Origin of the sequence: Hydrogenophaga sp. UC242_50 (assembly GCF_042697355.1) — a bacterium.
Taxonomy (GTDB): Bacteria; Pseudomonadota; Gammaproteobacteria; order Burkholderiales; family Burkholderiaceae_C; genus Hydrogenophaga.
The window spans coordinates 3198549-3219472 of sequence record NZ_CP170553.1 but is presented as its reverse complement, the minus strand read 5'-3'; the positions used below and the strand labels follow the sequence as shown (position 1 = coordinate 3219472).

The window sequence follows — 20924 nt, the reverse complement described above, 5'->3', positions numbered from 1 at the left end:
GTGGTGATCAGTCCGCGCCGTACACCTGGTCGGCCCGCTTCACGAAAGCGTCCACCAGGCTGCCGGCGATCTTGTCGAACACCGGGCCGACCAGGGCCGCCAGGGCCGAACTGGCGAAGCCGTAGCTCAGCTTGAAATCGACCTTGCAGGCACGCTGGTCACCCTCACCCAGAGGGGTGAACTCCCACACGCCATCAAGCTGGGAGAATGGCCCGTCGACCAGCTCCATGTGCACCCTGCGGTCGGCCTCGTGCGTGTTGCGGGTGGTGAAGCTCTGGCGCAGGCCGCTGATGGCGATGCCCACGCGGGCCACCATGCCCGCCTCGTTTTTTTCCAGCACCTGGCCCTGATCGCACCAGGGCAGGAACTCGGGGTAACGCTCGATGTCGGTGACCAGCGCGAACATTTCGTGTGCGCTGTGCCAGAGCAAAACGGACTTGTGAATGGTTTTCATACAATCCAACTCATTGTATTGGCCTGAAACGGCCGCACCTTCCGCTTCATGTCCACCAAAAGCAGCAAAGAATCTTCCACCAAAGGCGTTGACAGCCGCATCGCCGAGAACCGCAAGGCGCTCTTCAACTACGCGATCGAAGAACGCTTCGAAGCGGGCATGGTGCTGGAAGGCTGGGAGGTCAAGGCCCTGCGCGAGGGCAAGGTGCAGCTCACCGACGGTTATGTGGTGATCCGCGAGGGCGAGATGTTCCTCATCGGCTGCCAGATCAACCCGCTGCACACCGCCTCCTCCCACGTGAGCCCGGACGCGGTGCGGACCAAGAAGCTGCTGCTGCACAAGGAGCAGATCCGCCGCCTGGTCGGCAAGGTCGAACAGAAGGGCTATGCCCTGGTGCCGTTGAACCTGCACTGGAAGACCGGCAAGGTGAAATGCGAGATCGCGCTGGGCAGGGGCAAGGCCGAACACGACAAACGCGACACCATCAAGGACCGCGAAGGCAAGCGCGAGGTCGAGCGTGCGATGAAGTCGCGCAGCCGCTGAGGTTTTTTCGTGGCGCGGGAATAAACCCGCCACAGCCGGCGTTCATCCCTGTGCAGAGCCTGTCTGCCCATACCTTCAACGGAGAACGCCATGAAATTCCTGATTCCCCTGACCCTGGCAGCGGCCCTGCTGGGTGGCTGCGCCTCGATGTCGTCCGCCCCGGCCCCTGCCATGGCCAGCGATGGCGTGCTGGTCGGCCCCAACCGCATGACCCTCTACACCTTCGACCGCGACGTGGCGGGCAGTGGCAAGTCGGTCTGCAACGGGCCCTGCGCCACCAACTGGCCGCCGCTGATGGCCGGTGGAAACGACAAGGGCAACGGCGACTACACCGTCATCACGCGCGACGACGGCCAGAAGCAGTGGGCCCTGAAGGGCAAGCCGCTGTACTACTGGGCCAAGGACACCAAGCCCGGCGACAAGACCGGTGACGGCTTCAACAACGTCTGGCGCGTCGCGCAAGCCCTGAGCCGCCCCCAGCCCACCACGGCCACTGCCACGCCGAGACATGAGACGCGCCGAGCTGATCGACCAGATTCCCGGTCTGCGCCGCTATGCGCGCGCGCTCACCGGCGACCCCTGGGCGGCCGATGACCTGGTGCAGGACACGCTGGAGCGGGCCTGCGCCAAGTGGCGGCTCTGGACGGCCGGTACGGATCTGCGGGCCTGGCTCTTCACGCTCATGCACAACCTGCACGTCAGCGGCCTGCGCCGGGTGCAACGCCGCGAAGGCAGCGGCCTGCCGGTGGACCCGGACGACGTGGCGGCCGAGCTGGTGGCGCCCGACGCCGCGCAGGACCTGGCCATGGACCTGCAGCGCTGCCTGCTGCGCCTGCCCGAAGAACAGCGCGTGGTGTTGCTGCTGGTGAGCCTGGAGGACATGAGCTACGAGCAGGTGGCCCGCATCACCGGGAGCCCGATCGGCACCGTCATGTCGCGGCTCTCGCGCGCCCGCACCCGCCTGCAGGCGCTGATGAACGCGGCGGCCCAGAGCGTGCCGCCCGATGCCTACGCTCTTCCCCATCTGAGGCGGCTGAAATAGCACCGCCCGCAAAGCCATGGACACCCCCCTCACCCAGCCGCTGACCGACGCCGAGATCAATCGCCTGCTCGATGGCGAGGTGCAGGGTGCCGAGCGGGACGCGCTGTTGCAACGGCTGCAGGGCGATCCGCACGGCCGCGAGCGCCTGGCCCACTGGCAGACCCAGCGCGACGCCATCCGACAGTTGCATACCGACCTGCTGCAGGCACCCGTGCCGCCCGGCATGCGGGAAGCCGCGCACCGCGCCAGCGATGCACAGGCCCGCGTGTCAGGCTGGTGGCGCTGGGGCGGCATGGCGGCCGGCATCGTGCTGGCCTTCGGCGTCGGTCGTTTGTCGAACCACGAATGGCCGAGCGGGCCCGCGCCAGGTTCTGCCCCCTGCGCACCCTGCCCGCCTTCGCGCGCGACGCATCGGTCGCCCACGCGGTGTACTCCCCCGAGAAGCGGCACCCTGTGGAGGTGGGCGCGGTGGATCAGGAGCACCTGGTGCAATGGCTGTCGCGCCGCACCGGCAAGGCGCTCAAGGTGCCGCGCCTCGATGCCTTGGGCTACGAACTCGTGGGTGGCCGCCTGCTGCCGGGCGACGTGGGTGCGCGCGCGCAGTTCATGTTCCAGAACGCCCAGGGCGTGCGCATCACCTTGTATCTTGGCGCCCTCGCCCCCACCACGGAACCTGCCGAGGCCAGCGGCGAAACCGCCTTCCGCTTCGCGCAGGAGGGCCCGGTGCCCGGCTTCTACTGGGTGGACCAGGGGTTCGGCTACGCCCTGAGTGGGCCGCTGAGCCGCGACGCACTCATGGCCTTGGCCGAGGCGGTGTACCGCCAGCTCTAAGCTGCGGCCTCAGCCCAACCGCCGCAGCGGGTGCTCGTCCACCGGCCAGGGGCTCTCGAAGAAAGCCGCGACCTCCGCTGGCGTCACGTCTTCGATGCGGGCCGGGTTCCACCGAGGCGCATGGTCCTTGTCCACCGCCAGGGCGCGGATGCCTTCCACCGTTTCGCTGGCGGCGCCGGGGCGCAGGTGGAAACAGCGATGCACCATGTCGCGCTCCATGCGCAGGTCGTCGGCCAGGCCCATGCCACGCGCGCGTCGGATCTGGTCGAGCACCACGTGCAGCATCAAGGGCGAGCGCTGGCGCAGGGTGGTGGCGGTCTGGCGGGCCCAGTCGCTGTCGGTCGCTTCGAGCGCGGCGATGATCTTCGGGACATCGGGCAGGCCGAAGATCCGGTCCACCTCTTTCGCCGGCCACGGGGCGGGCGCTGCGGTGGTGCTGAGGTGGCTCGTGCACCAGCGTTCCACCGACGCGCCGTTTTCGAACGGCGTGCGCTCGAGCGAGGCCCACAGGCCGGGCAAGCGGCCGGCGTCGATGAAGCCATCGGCCAGGCCCGCCGTGATGGCCTCGCGGCCGGTCAGCACCAGGCCCGTGAGCGCCAGGTACTCGCCCAGGCGGCCCGCGCAGCGGCTCAGGAAGTAGCCCCCGCCCACATCAGGAAACAGGCCGATGTTGGTTTCGGGCATGGCCAGCTTGCTGCGCTCGGTGACGATGCGCAGGCTCGCGCCCTGGCTGATGCCCATGCCACCGCCCATCACGATGCCGTCCATCAGCGCGATGTAGGGCTTGGGGTAGGTGTGGATCAGGTGGTTGAGCGCGTACTCCTCGGTGAAGAAGTCTTCCAGCGCTGCATCACCGGCCAGGGCCGCCTGGTGGAAGAAGCGGATGTCGCCGCCCGCGCAGAACGCGCCGAACGGGCCTTCCTTGTTGACCCCGCGCACCACCACCGCGAGCACCGCGTCATCGTCGCGCCAGGCCTGCAAGGTCTGCGTGAGGCTGCGAAGCATGTCGAGCGAGAGCGCGTTGAGGGCCTTGGGGCGGTTCAGGGTGATGCAGCCCACGCGCCCCCGGATTTCGGCAACGACATGGGTTTCGGGTGTCAGAGAAGTCATCTTTGTTCTTCCGGTCAGTCGATCATTGTGGCTGTTTGTCCACCGTCTGGATACGCGGGGTGCCAGCGCGCGAACGCCAGCCAAGCAGTTCGTTGAGCACCAGCGCGCCAATGACCAGCGAGCCGCCGGTCAGCACCTCCGGGCCGGGCACTTCGCCCGCGCCGGCCCAGGCCAGCAGGATGCCGAAGATCACCTCCAGCAGCGCGAGCAACGACACCTCGGGCGCCTTGAGCGAACGGGCGCACACAACGGCCAGCGCGCAGGGAATGGCCAGCTGCACCAGGCCAAGCAGGGCCAGCCAGGCCACGTCGGTGCCCGTGGCCTCGAATGGCAGCGCCAGGGGCAGCGTCGCCAGCGAGGACAGGAGGCCACCCAGCAGCACCGAGGGCACGAGGTCGATCTTTTCGCCATGGGTCTGGCCGCGTTGCACCACGGTCCAGTTGATGGCAGCGGCCACCGGCACGCACAGTGCCGCCAGCGAGCCGGCCACCAGGCCACCGGTCTGCGTGGCGGGGTCGCTGAAGGCTTGCAGGAACTGGCTGCCGTACATGTACACGATGCCCGCGCCGGCCGCCACGATGGCCAGCCAGGTGCGCAGCGCGAGCCGCTGGCCGAGCACCGCGCGCGCCACCAGCGCGGTGAACAGCGGGCCCACCGACATGATGATGAGCACGTTGGCCACGGTGGTGAAGGTCAGCGCCAGCATGAAGGCGGTGAACATCACGCTCCAGCAGACGCCCGAAATCCAGAACGCCTTGGAGCGCGCCAGCACGCCCCAATGGCGCTCGAGCATTCCCTGCCCGGGGTCGTCGGCGATCTGCCCCGCCGCGCGGTCGGCGGCGCGCCACCAGGGCAGGATCACCAGCAGCGACAGCGTGGTGAAGGCGCTGCGCCAGAACGTGACCTCGAAGCGCGCCGCCGATTCGAGCTGGCGCGAGACCACCCCCGCGATCGACCACATCAGGGTCACCACGATCATCATGAACACCGCCTGGGTGTGCGTCAGGCGACTGAGGGCACGAAAGGGCATGGTCTGTTCGTAAAAAAGGCCGCGTCCCGGGAGACAACGGCCTGTGCGGAGCGATCAGCCTTCGCGGCTGGCGCGCTTGCGGTCGTGCTCCTTCAGGTGGCGCTTGCGCAGGCGGATGCTCTTGGGCGTGATCTCCACCAGCTCGTCGTCCTCGATGAACTCCACGCCGTACTCCAGCGTGCACTCGATGGGCGGCGTGATCTTGATCGCGTCTTCCTTGCCGCTGACACGGAAGTTGGTCAGCTGCTTGGTGCGCGTGGCATTCACCACCAGGTCGTTGTCGCGGTTGTGGATGCCGACGATCATGCCTTCGTACACCGGGTCGCCAGCGCGCACGAACATGCGGCCGCGGTCGTCCAGCTTGCCCAGGGCGTAGGTGAAGATTTCACCGTCGTCCATGGAGATCAGCACGCCGTTCTTGCGGCTGGCGATGTCGCCCTTGTGCGGCTCGTAGCCGTCGAAGATGTTGGCGATCAGGCCCGAACCGCGCGTCAGGTTCAGGAACTCGTTGGTGAAACCGATCAGGCCACGGGCCGGGATGCGGTACTCCAGGCGCACGCGGCCGCGGCCATCGGGTTCCATGTTCACCAGCTCGCCCTTGCGCTCGCCCAGGGCCTGCATCACGCCGCCCTGGTGCTGCTCTTCGATGTCGGCCGTCACCATTTCGATCGGCTCGTGGCGCTCGCCGTTGATCTCGCGGAACACCACGCGCGGCTTGGACACGGCCAGTTCGTAGCCTTCGCGGCGCATGTTCTCCAGCAGGATGGTCAGGTGCAGTTCGCCCCGGCCCATCACTTCGAAAATGCCGTCTTCGCTGGTTTCCTTGACGCGCAGCGCGACGTTGCTTTGCAGTTCCTTCTGCAGGCGGTCCCAGACCTGGCGGCTGGTCACGTACTTGCCTTCGCGGCCGGCCAGCGGGCTGGTGTTGACGCAGAAGTTCATGGTCAGCGTCGGCTCGTCGATCTTGAGCATGGGCAGCGGCGCCGGGTTGAGCGGGTCGGTGATGGTCACGCCGATGCCGATGTCGGCAATGCCGTTGATCAGCACGATGTCGCCCGGGCCGGCTTCGGTCACCTGCACGCGGTCCAGACCCTGGAAGGTCAGCACCTGGTTGACGCGGCCCTTGATGGTCTTGCCATCGGGGCCTTCCATCACCGCCACGTCCATGCCGGGCTTGACGATACCGGCGCTGACGCGGCCCACGCCGATGCGGCCCACGAAGGTCGAGAAGTCGAGTGCGGAAATCTGCAGCTGCAGCGGTGCGCTCGGGTCACCCTTCTGCGACGGCACGTGCTTGAGCACGGTGTTGAACAGGGCCGACATGTCCGGGCCCCACTGCTCGCCGGGCGCGCCCTCGACCAGCGAGGTCCAGCCGTTGATGCCCGAGGCGTAGACCACGGGGAAGTCGAGCTGCTCGTCGTTGGCGCCCAGCTTGTCGAACAGGTCGAAGGCGGCGTTGATCACCTTGTCGGGGTTGGCACCCGGCTTGTCCACCTTGTTGACCACCACGATGGGCTTGAGGCCCAGGGCCAGCGCTTTCTTGGTCACGAAGCGCGTCTGCGGCATCGGGCCTTCCTGCGCGTCGATCAGCAGCACCACACCGTCCACCATGGACAGGGCGCGCTCCACCTCACCACCGAAGTCCGCGTGGCCGGGGGTGTCGACGATGTTGATGTGCGTGCCTTCCCAGCTCACCGCGCAGTTCTTGGCCAGGATGGTGATGCCGCGCTCGCGCTCGATGGCGTTGTTGTCCATCACCGTGTCGACCACCTTCTCGTGCTCGGCGAAGGTGCCCGACTGGCGCAGCAGTTGGTCCACCATGGTGGTCTTGCCATGGTCAACGTGGGCAATGATGGCGATGTTGCGGATTTGTTTGCTCATGATGTGAGTTCCGGTGAGGTTTCCAGGATTTGCTGTATTTCGGAGGGGCTCAGCAGTCGCCCCGGGATCAACTCCCCGGCCTGGGTGTGGGCACTGCCCAGCAGCACGGAAGATGGGAGGGAGGATGGGTCGGAAGTCGTGTGGGGCACGGGACCGAAGACCGCCACGCGGGCGCTGTCAGCCCACCCGCCCCGGCGGCGCACGCCGCTGAGAAAGCGCCCGGCATCGTCGGCGCCGAGCGTGACAGGGTCATGACCTTCCAGCAGGGACTGCACCGGCAGCAGCCGCGCCAGCCGGTCCTCTTCGCTCAAGGCTTCCAGCGCATCCAGTGCGATGCACTGCGAGACGTCGAATGGGCCGGTGGCGATGCGCCGCAGCGCGATGAGATGGCCGCCGCAACCCAGGGCTTCGCCAATGTCTTCACCCAAGGTGCGGATGTAGGTGCCCTTGCTGCAGCGCACCCGCAGGCGCAATTGCGGGGCCTCGCCCTGCAGCTGCATGTCCAGCAGCTCCAGATCGCGGATGACGACGTGGCGCGCTTCGCGCTCCACCGTCTCGCCGTCCCGCGCGTACTCGTAGAGCGCCTTGCCATCCTTCTTCAAGGCACTGTGCATGGGCGGCACCTGGGCAATGGGGCCGGTGAAGCGGTCGAGCACCTCGACCACCTGCCCCGCCGTGCACGTCACGGGGCGCGACTCGATGACGTCGCCCTCGGCATCGCCGGTGCGGGTCTTCACGCCCAGGCGCACGGTGGTCTCGTAGGTCTTGTCCGCGTCCAGGTGGATCTGGCTGAATTTGGTGGCGGCACCGAAACACAGCGGCAACACCCCGCTGGCCAGCGGGTCGAGCGTGCCGGTGTGGCCCGCTTTTTCCGCGCGCAGCAACCACTTGGCCTTCTGCAAAGCCTGGTTGCTGGAGAGACCCAGCGGTTTGTCGAGCAGCAGCACCCCATGCACAGGGCGCCGCTGCACCCGTGTGCGTGGCGCGTGCATGCTCATTCTTCCTTTGAACGAGAAGAAACGGCCTTGGAAATCAAGGCGTTCATGTCGGCCGCGCGCTCGGTGGTGCGGTCGAACACGAAATGCAGCGTCGGCACGGTGTGGATGTGCAGGCGCTTGAACAGGCCATTGCGCAGGAAACCGGCCGCCGCGTTGAGGCCTTGCAGGGTCTCATCGGGGTTGCCGGTCAACAGGCTGAAGAACACCTTGGCGTGCGCGTAGTCGGGCGTGACCTCCACCGCATTGATCGTGACCATGCCCACCCGCGGGTCCTTGAGCTCGCGCGCGATCAGCTCGGCCAGATCCCGCTGGATCTGGTCGGCCACGCGGAAACCGCGGTTGGGGGTGGATGATGCTTTGCGGGGCATGGTTTACAGCGTGCGAGCCACTTCCTTGACTTCGAAGAATTCGAGCTGGTCGCCTTCCTTGATGTCGTTGTAGTTCTTCAGCTTGATACCGCACTCGAAGCCTTCCTTGACTTCGCGCACATCGTCCTTGAGGCGCTTGAGCGTGTCGATCTCGCCGGTGTAGACCACCACGTTGTCGCGCAGCAGGCGGAAATGCGCGCTGCGGGTGACCATGCCGGAAGTGACCATACAGCCAGCGACCGTGCCGATCTTGGAGGCCACGAACACGGTGCGGATCTCGGCCGAGCCGATGACCTCTTCGCGCTTCTCGGGCGCCAGCATGCCGGACATGGCCGCCTTCAGATCGTCCACGGCGTCGTAGATGATGTTGTAGTAGCGCAGGTCCACGTCGTTGCCTTCGGCCAGCTTGCGCGCGCCCACGTCGGCACGCACGTTGAAGCCGATGATCACCGCCTTGGAGGCGATGGCCAGGTTGACGTCCGATTCGCTGATGCCACCGACCCCGGCGAACACCAGCTGCACCTTGACCTCTTCGGTCGAGAGCTTGAGCAGCGAGGCCGACAGCGCTTCCTGCGAACCCTGCACATCGGCCTTGACGATGATGGGCAGCAGCTTGACCTCGCCCGCCGTCATGTCGGAGAACATGTTCTCCAGCTTGGCGGCCTGTTGCTTGGCCAGCTTGGTGTTGCGGAACTTGCCGGCGCGGTAGGTGGCGATTTCGCGCGCACGGCGCTCGTCGGTCATCACCATGAAGTCGTCGCCAGCCTGAGGCACTTCGGACAGGCCCTGGATTTCCACCGGAATCGACGGGCCGGCCGCCTTGATGGGCTTGCCGTTCTCGTCGAGCATGGCGCGCACGCGGCCCGAGGTCTGACCGACCAGGATCACGTCGCCGGTCTTGAGCGTGCCGCTCTGCACCAGCACCGTGCGCCACCGCGCCGCGGCCCTTGTCCAGGCGCGCTTCGATCACCAGGCCCTTGGCGATGGTGTCCACCGGCGCCTTGAGCTCCAGCACTTCAGCCTGCAACAGCACCTGTTCAAGCAGCGCGTCCACGCCCGCACCGGTCTTGGCCGACACGCCCACGAACGGCGTGTCACCGCCAAACTCTTCCGGCACCACTTCTTCGGCGATCAGTTCCGAGCGCACCTTCTCGAGGTTGATGCCCGGCTTGTCGATCTTGGTCAAGGCCACGACCATCGGCACACCCGCCGCTTTCGCGTGCTTGATGGCTTCCTTGGTCTGCGGCATGACGCCGTCGTCGGCCGCGCAGACCAGGATCACGATGTCGGTGGCCTGGGCACCACGGGCACGCATGGCGGTGAACGCCTCGTGGCCCGGGGTGTCGAGGAACGAGATCATGCCGCGCTCGGTTTCCACGTGGTACGCACCAATGTGCTGCGTGATACCGCCGGCTTCGCCCGCAGCCACCTTCGCACGGCGGATGTAGTCGAGCAGCGAGGTCTTGCCGTGGTCGACGTGGCCCATGACGGTGACCACCGGCGCGCGAGGCAAGGCCTCGGCGTCCTGTTGCGTGGCTTCCTCGTCGGTGAAGGCCTCGGGGTCGTCCAACGCGGCCACGACGGCCTTGTGACCCAGCTCTTCCACCACGATCATGGCGGTGTCCTGATCCAGCGGCTGGTTGATGGTGACCATCTGGCCCAGCTTCATCAACTGCTTGATGACCTCGGACGACTTCAGGCTCATCTTGTGCGCGAGCTCGGCCACGGTGATGGTCTCGGGCACGTGCACTTCGATCACCTTGAACTCGGTCGGTGCCACGAAGCTGCTCTGGCCGGCATCGCGCGAATCGCGGTCGTTGCGGCGGCCACGCGGGCCGCCACGCCAGTTGGAACGCCCGGCGCTGGTGTCGCCACGGGTCTTGATTTCCTTCTTCTTGGCCGCGTCGTCCTTCCAGGTGGAGGACAGGTTCTCGGACTTGACTTCCTTCTTGCCCGCGGCACCGCCCGGAGCGGCCGCCGTGGCGCCGGCCGTGGCGGGTGCCTTGCCCGGCGTGCCGGCTGGCTTGTGCAGCGTGCCCTTGATGCCCGCCTTCGGGTCGGCGACAGGCGCCGGCTCCGGCTTCTTGCCACCAGGGTCCTGGCGGGAGCGGACATCATCGCGCGGATGTTCGCGGCTTCGGCCTCGGCCTTGCGGCGGCGCTCCAGCAAATCTTGTGCGCGCAGTTCCTCGGCCTTCTTGGCCTCGGCGTTCTTGTCGGCCAGCACGCGGGCAGCGGACTCGCGCTCCAGCGAAGCCGTCTTGGCCTGGGCGTCCTTGCTCGCCTTGGCGGCGGCAGCCTCGTCCACCGACACCGGCGCGGCGGCCTCGGCGGCGACGCGCGCGGCCGCCTCAGCGGCTTCGGCCGCGGCGGCACGCTCCTGCTCGGCCTTGGCCTGGCGGGCTTCCTCGGCCTCGCGGGCCTGGCGCTTCTGCGTCAGTTCTTCTTCCTGGCGGCGCAGCAACTCGGCCTGGCGGCGCGCGTCTTCCTCGCGCCGGGCCAGTTCCTCGGTGTCGATCGCGGGTGCGGCCGGCGCGGCTTCGGCCACGGCCTCGGGCACCGCGACCTCGTCGTCGCGCTTGATGAAGGTGCGCTTCTTGCGCACTTCCACCTGGATGGTGCGGGCGCGCCCGGTCGCATCGGCCTGCTTGATCTCGGAGGTCGATTTCTTGACGAGGGTGATCTTCTTGCGTTCACCGCCCGCCGTGCCGTGGCTGGCCTTGAGGTGGCCGAGCAGCGACTGCTTGTCGGATTCGGTGACCGCATCGGTCCCGGAAGTCTTGGGCACTCCGGCTGCTGTGAGTTGCTCCAGCAGGACGGAAGTGGGCTTGTTCAGCTCGGCAGCCAATTCGGCGACGGTGGTACTGGTCATGGGTTCTTTTCTCCGCTGGGGCCTCCGCTGGTCAGTTCGTGGATTGCGCTTCGTCACCGGTGAACCAGTGCGCGCGTGCCAGCATGATCAGCGCCGTGGCCTCTTCAGGCGTCTGTGCGGTGATGTCGGTGAGTTCGTCGGTGGCCAGGTCGGCCAGCTCGTCGCGGGTGTGGACACCGGCGTCGGCCAACTTGGCGATCAGCTCGGGCGTCACGCCTTCGAGGTCGCGCAGGTCCTGCGAGACTTCCTCGACGCTTTCTTCCCGCGCGATTTCCATCGTCAGCAGGGCGTCCTTGGCGCGCGTGCGCAACTCGTTGACGGTGTCTTCGTCGAAAGATTCGATCTCAAGCATTTCCTGCAGCGGCACGTAGGCCACTTCCTCGAGGCTGGTGAAACCTTCCTCGATCAGGATGTCGGCAATTTCCTGGTCCACGTCCAGCTTGGCCATGAACACCTTGCGGATGCCGTCGGCCTCTTCGGCCTGCTTTTGCGCCGATTCGTCGGCGGTCATGATGTTGATGCGCCAGCCGGTCAGTTCCGAAGCCAGGCGCACGTTCTGGCCGCCACGGCCGATCGCGATCGCGAGGTTTTCCTCGTCGACCACCACGTCCATCGCGTGGCGCTCTTCGTCCACCACGATAGAGACCACGTTGGCCGGGGCCAGCGCGCCGATCACGAACTGCGCCGGGTCTTCCGACCACAGCACGATGTCCACGCGCTCGCCGGCGAGCTCGTTGGTCACGCCGTTGACGCGCGAACCGCGCACACCGACGCAGGTGCCGATGGGGTCGATGCGCTTGTCGAAGCTGTGCACGGCGATCTTGGCGCGCGAACCCGGGTCGCGGGCGCAGGTCTTGATCTCCAGCAGGCCTTGCTCGATCTCGGGCACTTCCTGGCGGAAGAGCTCGATCATGAAGGAAGGTGCCGAGCGCGACAGCAGGATGGGCGCGCCGCGCAGCGTCAGGTCCACTTCCATGATCATGGCGCGCACGCGGTCGCCGGTGCGGAAGTTTTCCTTGGGGATCATCTCGCCGCGCTTGAGGCGGCCTTCAACCCGGCCGCTCTCGACGATCAGGTCGCCCTTGTCCATGCGCTTGACGGTGCCCACGAAGATCTTGTCGCCGCGCGACATGAAGTCGTTGAGCAGCATCTCGCGCTCGGCGTCGCGGATCTTCTGCAGGATCACCTGCTTGGCGGCCATTGCGCCGATGCGTCCGATCGGCACGCTTTCCACCGGCTTCTCGATGTAGTCGCCCTCCTCGATGTCGGCGAGTTCATCGCGCGCATCGCTGAGCATTTCTTCGGCATCCGGGTTCTGCAGGCCGGCCTCATCGGGCACGACCAGCCAGCGGCGGAAAGTTTCGTAGGCGCCGGTGTCCGGGTCCATCGCGACGCGGATGTCGACATCGCCTTTGTAGAGTTTCTTGGTGGCCGAGGCCAGTGCGAGCTCCACGGCGCCGAGCACCACGTCGCGCTCGACGTTCTTCTCGCGGGAGATCGCATCGATCAGCATCAACATTTCGCGGTTCATTTCACTCGCCCACCTTTCCGAATAGCTTTTCCGTAATCACAACGTTTTCTCTCATTCATCGCCCGGCGCAGCGGCCGCGCCAGGGGCCTGCCGGCCCTTGAAATTCACCGATCGGCGCGAGCCGCGCCTGCTGGACATCCGCCAGCCCAAAAGCCAGGGCCTGCAGCGGCACGGGCGCGCGCTTCTTGCTCACGCGCTGCCCCGGCTTGGGTTCGGGCGCATCGCTCCAGACCACCTGCCACTGCACACCGTCGTCGGCACGTTCGAGCGTGCCGCGAAATTTCTTGCGGTTCGCCGCCACATCGGTCCCCGTGGCGCCGATCGGCGCCTTTAGGGTCAGGTCCACCACGTGGCCTTCAAACCGCACGTAATCGATCTCGCGCTTGAGCGGGCGATCGATGCCCGGCGAACCCACTTCGAGGCGCCGGTACTCCAGACCTTCCACTTCCAGCAGGTACTGCAGCTGGCGCGTGACCTTCTCGCAATCTTCCACCGTCACAAAGCGCTCGGCGGGCATCGGCTGCCCCTCCACGGGCGCCTGCCAGGGCCAGTCGATCGTCACGCGCAACAGACCGCCAGCGGAGCGTTCGAGTTCCACCAGGTCAAAGCCCAGTCCGGTGACGGTCTGCTCTACGGTGTCTTGCCAAGCCATTGCGTGTGGTGTCTGCCCAGGGTTCGCCCCCCGGCGGTCCGTGGGGCCAAAAGCGTTCGGCCAAAAAAAATGGGCCGGTAGTTACCCGCCCATTTGGTCGTGAAGCCAGCATTGTAACGCTTCTGTGCGCTATCTGGCAACCTCGCTCAGATGCCCAGCACCCATTGGATGAGGTTCTTCGCAGAAAGCCCAACATGCCGAAAGAAAGCACCAGGAAGAGGACAAAAGTACCAAATTTCCCCGCCTTGGACTCGCGCGCGAGGTTGAGCACGATGAACAGCATGTAGAGGATGAAGGCACCGACACCGAAGGTCAGCCCGAACTGCGCGATCTGGCCCTCGGTGAAGCCCAGGACGGTGGCTTCCATCGCTCAGCCCTGCCCGTCCCCGGCGGTCAGATCGCGGTAGGCGTGCCAGCTGGCGTGGCCCATCAGTGGAATGAGCACGATCAGGCCCAGCAGGCCCGACGCCATGCCCAGGCCGGCGAGCAGCGCGATGCACACCGCCCACAGCGTGGCCGGGCCCGGGTGGCTGGCGCACGGCGCGCCAGCTGCGGAACACCGCCGCGCTCACCGCCACCGGCCGATCCACCAGCATGGGCAGCGCCACCAGGGTGGACGCGAAGACCGGGGCGGCCAGCAGCGCGCCCAGCAGCAGCCAGACCTCGAACAGGCCGATCTCGCGCACCAGCACCACGTGGCGCAGAAAATCCATCGGCTTGTGAATGGGCACGGGCGACCACAGGGTGATCAGCGCCGCCGAGGTCAGCACCCAGCCGGTGCCCGCCAGCCCCAGCAGCAGACCAAAGCGCACCAGCCGGGCGTCGCCCGAGCGCCAGAGCGCCCACACCTCGGCCATGCCGATGCGCTGCCCGCGTTCCAGCCCCCGGCTGACCGCGTACAGGCCGGTGGCCAGGATGGGCGCGACGATGAGAAAACCCGAGAAGGCGCCGGCCAGCAGCCAGAAGCGATCGCGCGCGATCCACAGCAGCCAGGCGCCGAAGGCGGTGACCAGCAGGCCATGCACCAGACCCGGCACGGGGTTGCGACAGAGGTCGGCCCAGCCCGCCGCCACCCAGCGCGCGGGCGAGGTCAGCGTGACTGGCGACGAAGGCATGCGATCCACATCCATTGAGCGCGTTATAGCCTCAGCGCCCGCGCCAGCGACTGACGCAGATCAAGAACGGTGTGGGTTCAGGCGGCGGCCTGCACCAGTGCGCGCGTGTAGGGGTGCTCGGGCGCCTGCAGGACCCGGTCCACCGGCCCATGCTCCACCACCACACCGTCCTTCATCACCATCACGTCGTGCGCCATGGCGTGGATCACGTCCACGTCGTGGGTGATCAGCAGGTAGCTCAGGCCCCGCTCTCGCTGCAGGCGCTGCAGCAGCGACAGCACCTGCTTCTGCACCGTCACGTCGAGTGCGCTGGTGGGCTCGTCGAGCACCAGCAGTTGCGGATCGACGATCAAGGCACGGGCGATCGCCAGCCGCTGCCGCTGACCGCCCGAGAACTCGTGCGGGTACCGCTGCAGCCAGTCGCTGCCGTGCTCGGGGTCGTCAACCAGTCCTACGTCGGCCAGCGCGGTCACCACCCGCTCGCGCCGCTGAGCCACCGACAGCCCCGGCTGGTGCACCTGCAGGCCCTCGCCCACGATCTGCTCGACGGTCAGGCGCGGCGAGAGCGAGGAAAACGGGTCCTGGAACACCACCTGGACGCGCTGGCGCAGGGCGCGGTCCCGGCCGGCCTTTTTCGCCTGCGTCCAGTCGGTGCCATCGATCTGCAGGCTGCCCTGGTGCGGCAGCAAGCCGAGCGCGGCCAGCGCCAGGGTGGACTTGCCCGAGCCGGACTCGCCGATCACACCCAGCGTCTGCCCCGGGGCGATCACCATGTCGGCGCCGTGCACCGCCACGAACTCGCCCTTTCTGAACCACCCCTTGAAACCTGGCAGCCGCACGGGATAGCTCACGCGCAGACGCTGGGACTTCAACACAGGCGCCGCATCGGCCCGCACCACCGGCTCGGCCACGTCGCGCTCGGGCTTGCTGGCCAGCAGCTTGCGCGTGTAGGGGTGCTGGGGCGCGGCGAACACGTCGCCCACCCCGCCCTGCTCCACCAGGTGCGCAGCGTTCCATCACGGCCACGCGGTCGGCGAAGCGGCGCACGAGGTTCAGGTCGTGCGTGATCAGCAGCACCGCCATGCCGTGCTGCCGCTGCAGGTCCGCGAGCAGGTCGAGGATCTGCACGCGCAGGGTCACGTCCAGCGCGGTGGTGGGTTCGTCGGCCAGCAGCAGCTTGGGCGCGCTGGCCAGGGCCATGGCGATCATGGCGCGCTGGCGCTGGCCGCCGCTGAGCTGGTGCGGAAAGGCGTTGGCGCGGCGCGCCGGCTCGGGAATGCCGGTGGAGGCCAGCAGCTCGTGGGACGCCACCACCGCCTGGCGGAGCGTGAGGCCCTTCTTGAGCTGCAGCACCTCGCGGATCTGATCGCCCACGGTGTAGAGCGGGTTGAGCGCGCTCATCGGCTCCTGGAACACGACCGCCACCTCGTCGCCCCGAACGCCACGCAGCTGGCGCTCGGTCATGGCGAGCAGGTCCTTGCCCTGCAGCAGCGCACGGCCGGACACGTCCGCGTTGTGCACCAATCGCAGCAGCGAGAGCGCCGACACCGTCTTGCCAGAACCCGATTCGCCCACCAGCGCGAGCTTCTCGCCGGCCCGGATCGAGAAATCGATGCCATGCACGACCTCCTGGCCGGCGAACGCCACGCGCAGATCCCTGACTTCGAGCAGCATGGGCGCCGTCATTTGTCGGCCTTTCGGGGGTCCAGCGCGTCGCGCAGCGCATCGCCCATGAAGGTGAGCAGCAGCAGCGTGATCACCAGCACGGCGAACGTGGAAAGGGAAATCCACCAGGCGTCGATGCTGTTCTTGCCCTGGCTGAGCAACTCGCCCAGTGACGGCGTGCCCGGCGGCACCCCCAGGCCGAGGAAGTCCAGCGAGGTCAGCGCCAGGATGGCCGCGCTCATGCGGAACGGCAGGAAGGTGACCACGGGCGTCAGGCTGTTGGGCAGCACGTGGCGCCAGATGATCTGCCCGTTCGACAGGCCCATGGCGCGCGCCGCGCGCACGTAGTCGAGCTGGCGGTTGCGCAGGAACTCAGCGCGCACGTAGTCGGACAGGCCCATCCAGCCGAACAGGCTGAGCAGGATCAGCAGCAAGCCCAGGCTGGGCGAGAACACGGCCGAGAAGATGATGAGCAGGTACAGCTCCGGCATGGAGCTCCAGATCTCGATGAAGCGCTGGAAGGCCAGGTCGGTCTTGCCACCAAAGAAGCCCTGGATCGCGCCGGTGATGACGCCCAGCACCACGCCGATGGCTGTGAGCGCCAGCGCGAACAGCACGCTCACGCGAAAGCCGTAGATCAGCTGCGCCAGCAGGTCGCGCCCCCGGTCGTCGGTGCCCAGCCAGTTGTCCCACGTGGGCGCCGACGGATTGGGCGATTTGGCGAAGTAGTTGATGGTTTGCGCACCATAGGGGTTGGGTGCGTAGAGGGCCCAGTTGTCGCCCCGGGTGATCTGCTCGCGGATGAAGGGGTCGAGGTAGTCGGTGGGCGTCTCGAAGTCGCCCCCGAAGACGGTCTCCGCATGGTCCTGCACCACCGGGAAATAGGTCTTGCCCTCGTAGCGCACGATCAGCGGCCGGTCGTTGGACAGCACCTCGGCGAAGAGGCTGCGCCACCACCAGCGCACAGAAAATCACCAGGCTCCAGTAGCCGAGCCGGTTGCGCTTGAAGCGCAGCCAGGCGCGCCGGCTGGGGCTCATGGACACCGTGGCCATCAGTCGAACTTCACGCGGGGGTCCACCCACACGTAGCAAAGGTCGGAGATCAGCTTGGTGACCAGTCCGATCAGGGTGAACAGGAACAGCGTGCCCATGACGACCGGGTAGTCGCGCCGGATCACGCTCTCGTAGCTCAGCAGACCCAGGCCATCCAGCGAGAACAGGGTTTCAATGAGCAGCGCCCCCGTGAAGAAGGCGCCGATGAAGGCCGCCGGAAAACCGGTGACGATGGGGATGAGCGCGTTGCGGAACACGTGTTTCCACAACACCTGCCGCTCCGACAGCCCCTTGGCCAGCGCCGTCATCACGTACTGTTTGCGGATTTCCTCCAGGAAGGCGTTCTTCGTCAGCATGGACGTGACGGCGAAGCTGCCCAGCACCATGGCCGTGACGGGCAGCGTGATGTGCCAGAGGTAGTCGATGATGCGCGCGCCCCAGCTCAGCTCCTCCCAGTTGGCGGAGGTAAGCCCACGCAGCGGGAACCACTGCAGCTGCCCGCCGAAGATCACCAGCAGCGCGACGCCCAGCACGAAGCCCGGGATGGCATAGCCCACGAGCACGAGCAAGGTGCTGACCAGATCGAAGCGCGTGCCGGCCCGCACGGCCTTGGCGCACGCCCAGCGGCACGGCCACGCCGTAGCTGATGAGAAAGGTCCACAAACCCAGGCTGATGGACACCGGCAGCTTCTCGGCAATGAGCTGGCTCACCGGCTTGTTCTGGAAGAAGCTGTTGCCCAGGTCGAAGCGCGCGAAACGGCCCAGCATCTCGACGAAACGCGTGTGCGCGGGTTTGTCGAAACCGTAGAGCGCCTTGATCTGCTCCAGGCGCTGCGGGTCCACGCCCTGCGCGCCCCGGTAGGTCATGCCGCTGCCCTCCGCGCCGCCGGGCCCGCCCGCCGCGCGCGCGTCGGCCAGGTACTGTTCCACCGGGCCACCGGGCACGAACTGGATCACCACAAACGTCAGCAGCAGCACGCCGAACAACGTGGGCAGCATGAGCAGCAGGCGTTTGAGGATGTAAGACAACATAGGGCGTCAGCGGAAGGTCATTTTCTGGCCCACCAGGTGGTCATGGCCCAGGTCTCGGCCTGGGTGTAGGGCGGCATGCTGGCCGGCTTGTCCAGCCGCGTGGCGTTGTAGGCCATGCGGTGTTCGTTGACCGTCCATTGCGGGATCAGGTAGTGGCTGTGCGCGATCACGCGCTCCAGCGCATGGCAGGCCGGCAGCAGCTCGGCCTTGGTCCTGGAACTGGTCATGCGGCGCAACAGGGCATCGACCGCCGGGCTCTTGACGCCCGCGAAATTGCCCGAACTCGGCATGTCTGCCGCCTTGCTGCCGAAGATCTCGACGTACTCCTGCCCCGGGTTGTTGGTGCCGGGAAAGGCGATCGAAATCATCTCGTACTCGAAACGATCGACCCGTTGCTGGTAGAGGGCGTAGTCCACGGAACGGAAGTTCAGGCGAATGCCCAATTTCTCCAGGTTGCGGATCCACGGGCCGACAGTGCGCACGCCGCCCTCGCGGCTGTCCAGGTACTCCAGCACCATGGGCTCGCCCTTGGCATTGCGCAGCGCGCCGTCGCGCACCTCCCAGCCCGCCTCGCTCAGGAGGGTGCGGGCCTTGCGCAGGTTCGCCCGCAGCGAGGAGTCCCCATCGGTGCGCGGGGGCACGGTCATGGGGCCGAAGACCGCGTCAGGCACCTTGCCGCGCCAGGGCTCCAGCAGCGCCAGTTCCTCCGCCGTGGGCAGGCCCGTGGTTTCGCAATCGGTGTTGCCGAACAAGCCATTCACACGGTGGTACGAGCTGTAGAACATCTGGCGGTTCATCCACTCGTAGTCAATGGCCAGGCCCAGCGCCTCGCGCACCCGCACATCGGCCAGCTTGGGGTTGCGCGTGTTGAGCACGTAGCTCTGGAAACCCGAGGGCAGCCGATGGGCGAATTCGCCCTTGACCAGCTCACCGCTGTCAAAGCGGCGCCCGTTCACGCGGCGGGCCCAGTCTCCCGCGGAAAACACCTGCAGCAGGTCGTATTCGCCTGCCTTGAAGCCCTCGAGGCGGGCCGTGTTGTCCTTGTAGATCTTGACCGTGATGCGGTCGAAGTTGTCCGTGCCGCGCTTGACGTTGAGATCGCGGGCCCAGTAGTTCGGGTCGCGCACGTAGGTGATGTCGCGCCCGAACACCACGGGGCCGATCTTGTAGCGCCCGCTGCCGATCGGCACGTCCATGACCACCTGATCGAACGGCTTGGCCTTGCCGTCCACCATGCCCCACTTGCGGCTGAAGACGGGAATGGTGCCCACCGTCAGCGGCAGTTCGCGGTTCGGCCGCTTGAAGCGGAAGCGCACCGTGCGTTCGTCGATCACGTCCAGCCCCGCCACCTCCTCCAGCAGCGTCTTGTAGGCCGGCATGGTCTGCGGGCTCATCAGCGTGTCGTAGCTGTGGCGCACGTCGGCGGCCAGCACGGGGTCGCCGTTGTGAAAGCGCGCCTCGGCACGCAGCTTGAACGTGGCCGACAGGCCATCGTCGGCCACCGAGACATCGCTGGCGAGCAGCCCGTAGGCCGACGCGGTCTCGTCCAGCGAGGGTGTGAGCAAGGTGTCGAACACCAAGGCGGCGAGGTAGGCCGGTGCCGAACCCCGGATGGTGAACGGGTTGTACTTGTCGAAGGTGGACACCCGCTGGTTGCTCACCAGCCGCAGCTCGCCACCCTGCGGCGCGTTCGGGTTCACGTAGTCGAAGTTCGTGAAACCCGCCGGGTACTTCAGGTCGCCCCACAGCGCATAGCCATGGGCCGCCCAACTGGCCGGGCTCCACGCCACCAGGGCCACGGCCGCGCACAGCGTCGCGAGACGGCTGTGGAGGCAAGGGGCGGAACGACGCATGAGACAATTCTGAAGGATTTTTCTCTGGAGACTGAAAAATGGGTTTTCTCGCTGGCAAGAAACTGCTGATCACGGGCGTGCTGTCCAACCGATCCATCGCCTACGGCATTGCCAAGGCCTGCCACCAACAAGGCGCCGAGCTGGCGTTCAGCTACGTCGGTGACCGTTTCAAGGACCGCATCACCGAGTTCGCGGCCGACTTCGATTCCAAGCTCATCTTCGATTGCGACGTGAGCGACGACGCCCAGATCGACAAGATGTTCGCCGACCTGTCGCAGGCCTGGCCCAAGTTCGACGGCTTCGTGCACAGCATCGGCTTCGCCCCGCGCGAGGCCATCACCGGCGACTTCCTCGAAGGCCTCTCGCGCGAAGCCTTCCGCATCGCTCACGACATCAGCGCCTACAGCTTCCCCGGCATCGGCCAAGGCGGCCCTGCCCTACCTGAACGACAAGGCCTCGCTGCTCACGCTGAGCTACATGGGCGCGATCCGCGCGGTGCCCAACTACAACACCATGGGCCTGGCCAAGGCCAGCCTGGAAGCATCCGTGCGCTACCTCGCCGAATCGCTCGGCCCCAAGGGCATGCGCGTCAACGGCATCAGCGCCGGCCCGATCAAGACGCTGGCGGCCAGCGGCATCAAGGACTTCGGCAAGCTGCTCAACCTGGTGGCTTCCGCCGCGCCGATTCGCCGCAACATCACCATCGAGGAAGTGGGCAACGTGGCCGCATTCCTGCTCTCCGACCTCGCCTCCGGCGTGTCGGCGGAGATCACCTACGTGGATGGCGGCTACGCCCAGACCACGGGCGTGAGCCGCGACAGCCAGGCCATGCTCTGAAATGGAAAACGCCCCGCGCCACTGACGTGGCCGGGGCGCTTGGCGGCACGGAAGCCCG

At 66.9% G+C, this 20924-nt stretch carries 12 protein-coding genes and 8 pseudogenes; 5 read left to right on the top strand and 15 right to left on the bottom strand.

Going from position 1 to position 20924, the window contains the following annotated elements; genetic code table 11:
• Nucleotides 1-7 precede the first annotated feature (7 nt).
• Complete coding sequence (locus tag ACFJGX_RS16535) at nt 8-454, bottom strand: type II toxin-antitoxin system RatA family toxin (protein ID WP_382325078.1); 447 nt, start codon at nt 452-454, stop codon at nt 8-10.
• Nucleotides 455-502: 48 nt separating this feature from the next.
• Here ACFJGX_RS16535 and smpB point away from each other — a divergent pair, with 48 nt between their 5' ends.
• From smpB to ACFJGX_RS16515, 4 genes and pseudogenes are all read left to right on the top strand, one after another.
• Nucleotides 503-997, top strand: coding sequence for an SsrA-binding protein SmpB (gene smpB, locus ACFJGX_RS16530; RefSeq protein WP_382325080.1), 495 nt, complete (start codon nt 503-505; stop codon nt 995-997).
• A gap of 90 nt (nt 998-1087) precedes the next feature.
• A pseudogene (locus tag ACFJGX_RS16525) lies at nt 1088-1459 on the top strand (hypothetical protein); the annotation flags it as partial.
• Between the two features lie 46 nt (nt 1460-1505).
• Nucleotides 1506-2039 (top strand): sigma-70 family RNA polymerase sigma factor, encoded by a 534-nt coding sequence (locus tag ACFJGX_RS16520; RefSeq protein WP_382325082.1) that lies wholly within the window; start codon nt 1506-1508, stop codon nt 2037-2039.
• A gap of 345 nt (nt 2040-2384) precedes the next feature.
• On the top strand, nt 2385-2870 hold the full coding sequence (locus tag ACFJGX_RS16515; protein WP_382326577.1) for an anti-sigma factor family protein: 486 nt from the start codon (nt 2385-2387) through the stop codon (nt 2868-2870).
• 9 nt (nt 2871-2879) lie between these two features.
• Here ACFJGX_RS16515 and ACFJGX_RS16510 read toward each other — a convergent pair whose 3' ends face one another.
• From ACFJGX_RS16510 to ACFJGX_RS16445, 14 genes and pseudogenes are all read right to left on the bottom strand, one after another.
• Nucleotides 2880-3980 carry an enoyl-CoA hydratase/isomerase family protein gene (locus ACFJGX_RS16510; RefSeq protein WP_382325086.1) on the bottom strand — a complete coding sequence of 367 codons (1101 nt, stop codon included), beginning with the start codon at nt 3978-3980 and terminating at the stop codon, nt 2880-2882.
• A gap of 22 nt (nt 3981-4002) precedes the next feature.
• Entirely contained in the window at nt 4003-5010 is a 1008-nt protein-coding gene (locus tag ACFJGX_RS16505) for a DMT family transporter (protein ID WP_382325088.1), read from the bottom strand.
• Between the two features lie 54 nt (nt 5011-5064).
• The gene (gene typA / locus ACFJGX_RS16500) at nt 5065-6891 is read right to left on the bottom strand and encodes a translational GTPase TypA (protein WP_382157572.1); all 1827 of its coding nucleotides are present in this window, start codon (nt 6889-6891) and stop codon (nt 5065-5067) included.
• On the bottom strand, nt 6888-7883 hold the full coding sequence (truB, locus tag ACFJGX_RS16495; protein ID WP_382325090.1) for a tRNA pseudouridine(55) synthase TruB: 996 nt from the start codon (nt 7881-7883) through the stop codon (nt 6888-6890). Before truB ends, typA begins: the two co-directional genes overlap by 4 nt.
• A 2-nt stretch (nt 7884-7885) precedes the next feature.
• Complete coding sequence (rbfA, locus tag ACFJGX_RS16490; RefSeq protein ID WP_291115695.1) at nt 7886-8257, bottom strand: 30S ribosome-binding factor RbfA; 372 nt, start codon at nt 8255-8257, stop codon at nt 7886-7888.
• Between the two features lie 3 nt (nt 8258-8260).
• Nucleotides 8261-11128 (bottom strand): annotated as a pseudogene (infB, locus tag ACFJGX_RS16485) (translation initiation factor IF-2).
• A 31-nt stretch (nt 11129-11159) separates the two neighbouring features.
• Nucleotides 11160-12659 (bottom strand): transcription termination factor NusA, encoded by a 1500-nt coding sequence (gene nusA, locus ACFJGX_RS16480; protein ID WP_382157565.1) that lies wholly within the window; start codon nt 12657-12659, stop codon nt 11160-11162.
• 55 nt (nt 12660-12714) lie between these two features.
• On the bottom strand, nt 12715-13311 hold the full coding sequence (gene rimP, locus ACFJGX_RS16475; RefSeq protein ID WP_382326575.1) for a ribosome maturation factor RimP: 597 nt from the start codon (nt 13309-13311) through the stop codon (nt 12715-12717).
• A gap of 146 nt (nt 13312-13457) precedes the next feature.
• Nucleotides 13458-13678, bottom strand: a pseudogene (locus tag ACFJGX_RS16470) (DUF2788 domain-containing protein).
• A gap of 277 nt (nt 13679-13955) precedes the next feature.
• Nucleotides 13956-14426, bottom strand: a pseudogene (locus ACFJGX_RS16465) (DUF2189 domain-containing protein); the annotation flags it as partial.
• Between the two features lie 77 nt (nt 14427-14503).
• Nucleotides 14504-16112 (bottom strand): annotated as a pseudogene (locus tag ACFJGX_RS16460) (ABC transporter ATP-binding protein).
• Nucleotides 16109-17144, bottom strand: a pseudogene (locus ACFJGX_RS16455) (ABC transporter permease). The pseudogenes ACFJGX_RS16460 and ACFJGX_RS16455 overlap by 4 nt, the downstream one beginning before the upstream one ends.
• Nucleotides 17144-18176: pseudogene (locus ACFJGX_RS16450) on the bottom strand (microcin C ABC transporter permease YejB). Before ACFJGX_RS16450 ends, ACFJGX_RS16455 begins: the two co-directional pseudogenes overlap by 1 nt.
• 17 nt (nt 18177-18193) lie before the next feature.
• Nucleotides 18194-20029 carry an extracellular solute-binding protein gene (locus tag ACFJGX_RS16445; protein WP_382325106.1) on the bottom strand — a complete coding sequence of 612 codons (1836 nt, stop codon included), beginning with the start codon at nt 20027-20029 and terminating at the stop codon, nt 18194-18196.
• 38 nt (nt 20030-20067) lie between these two features.
• Here ACFJGX_RS16445 and fabI point away from each other — a divergent pair.
• Nucleotides 20068-20866: pseudogene (gene fabI, locus ACFJGX_RS16440) on the top strand (enoyl-ACP reductase FabI).
• The last annotated feature ends 58 nt before the right edge of the window (nt 20867-20924 follow it).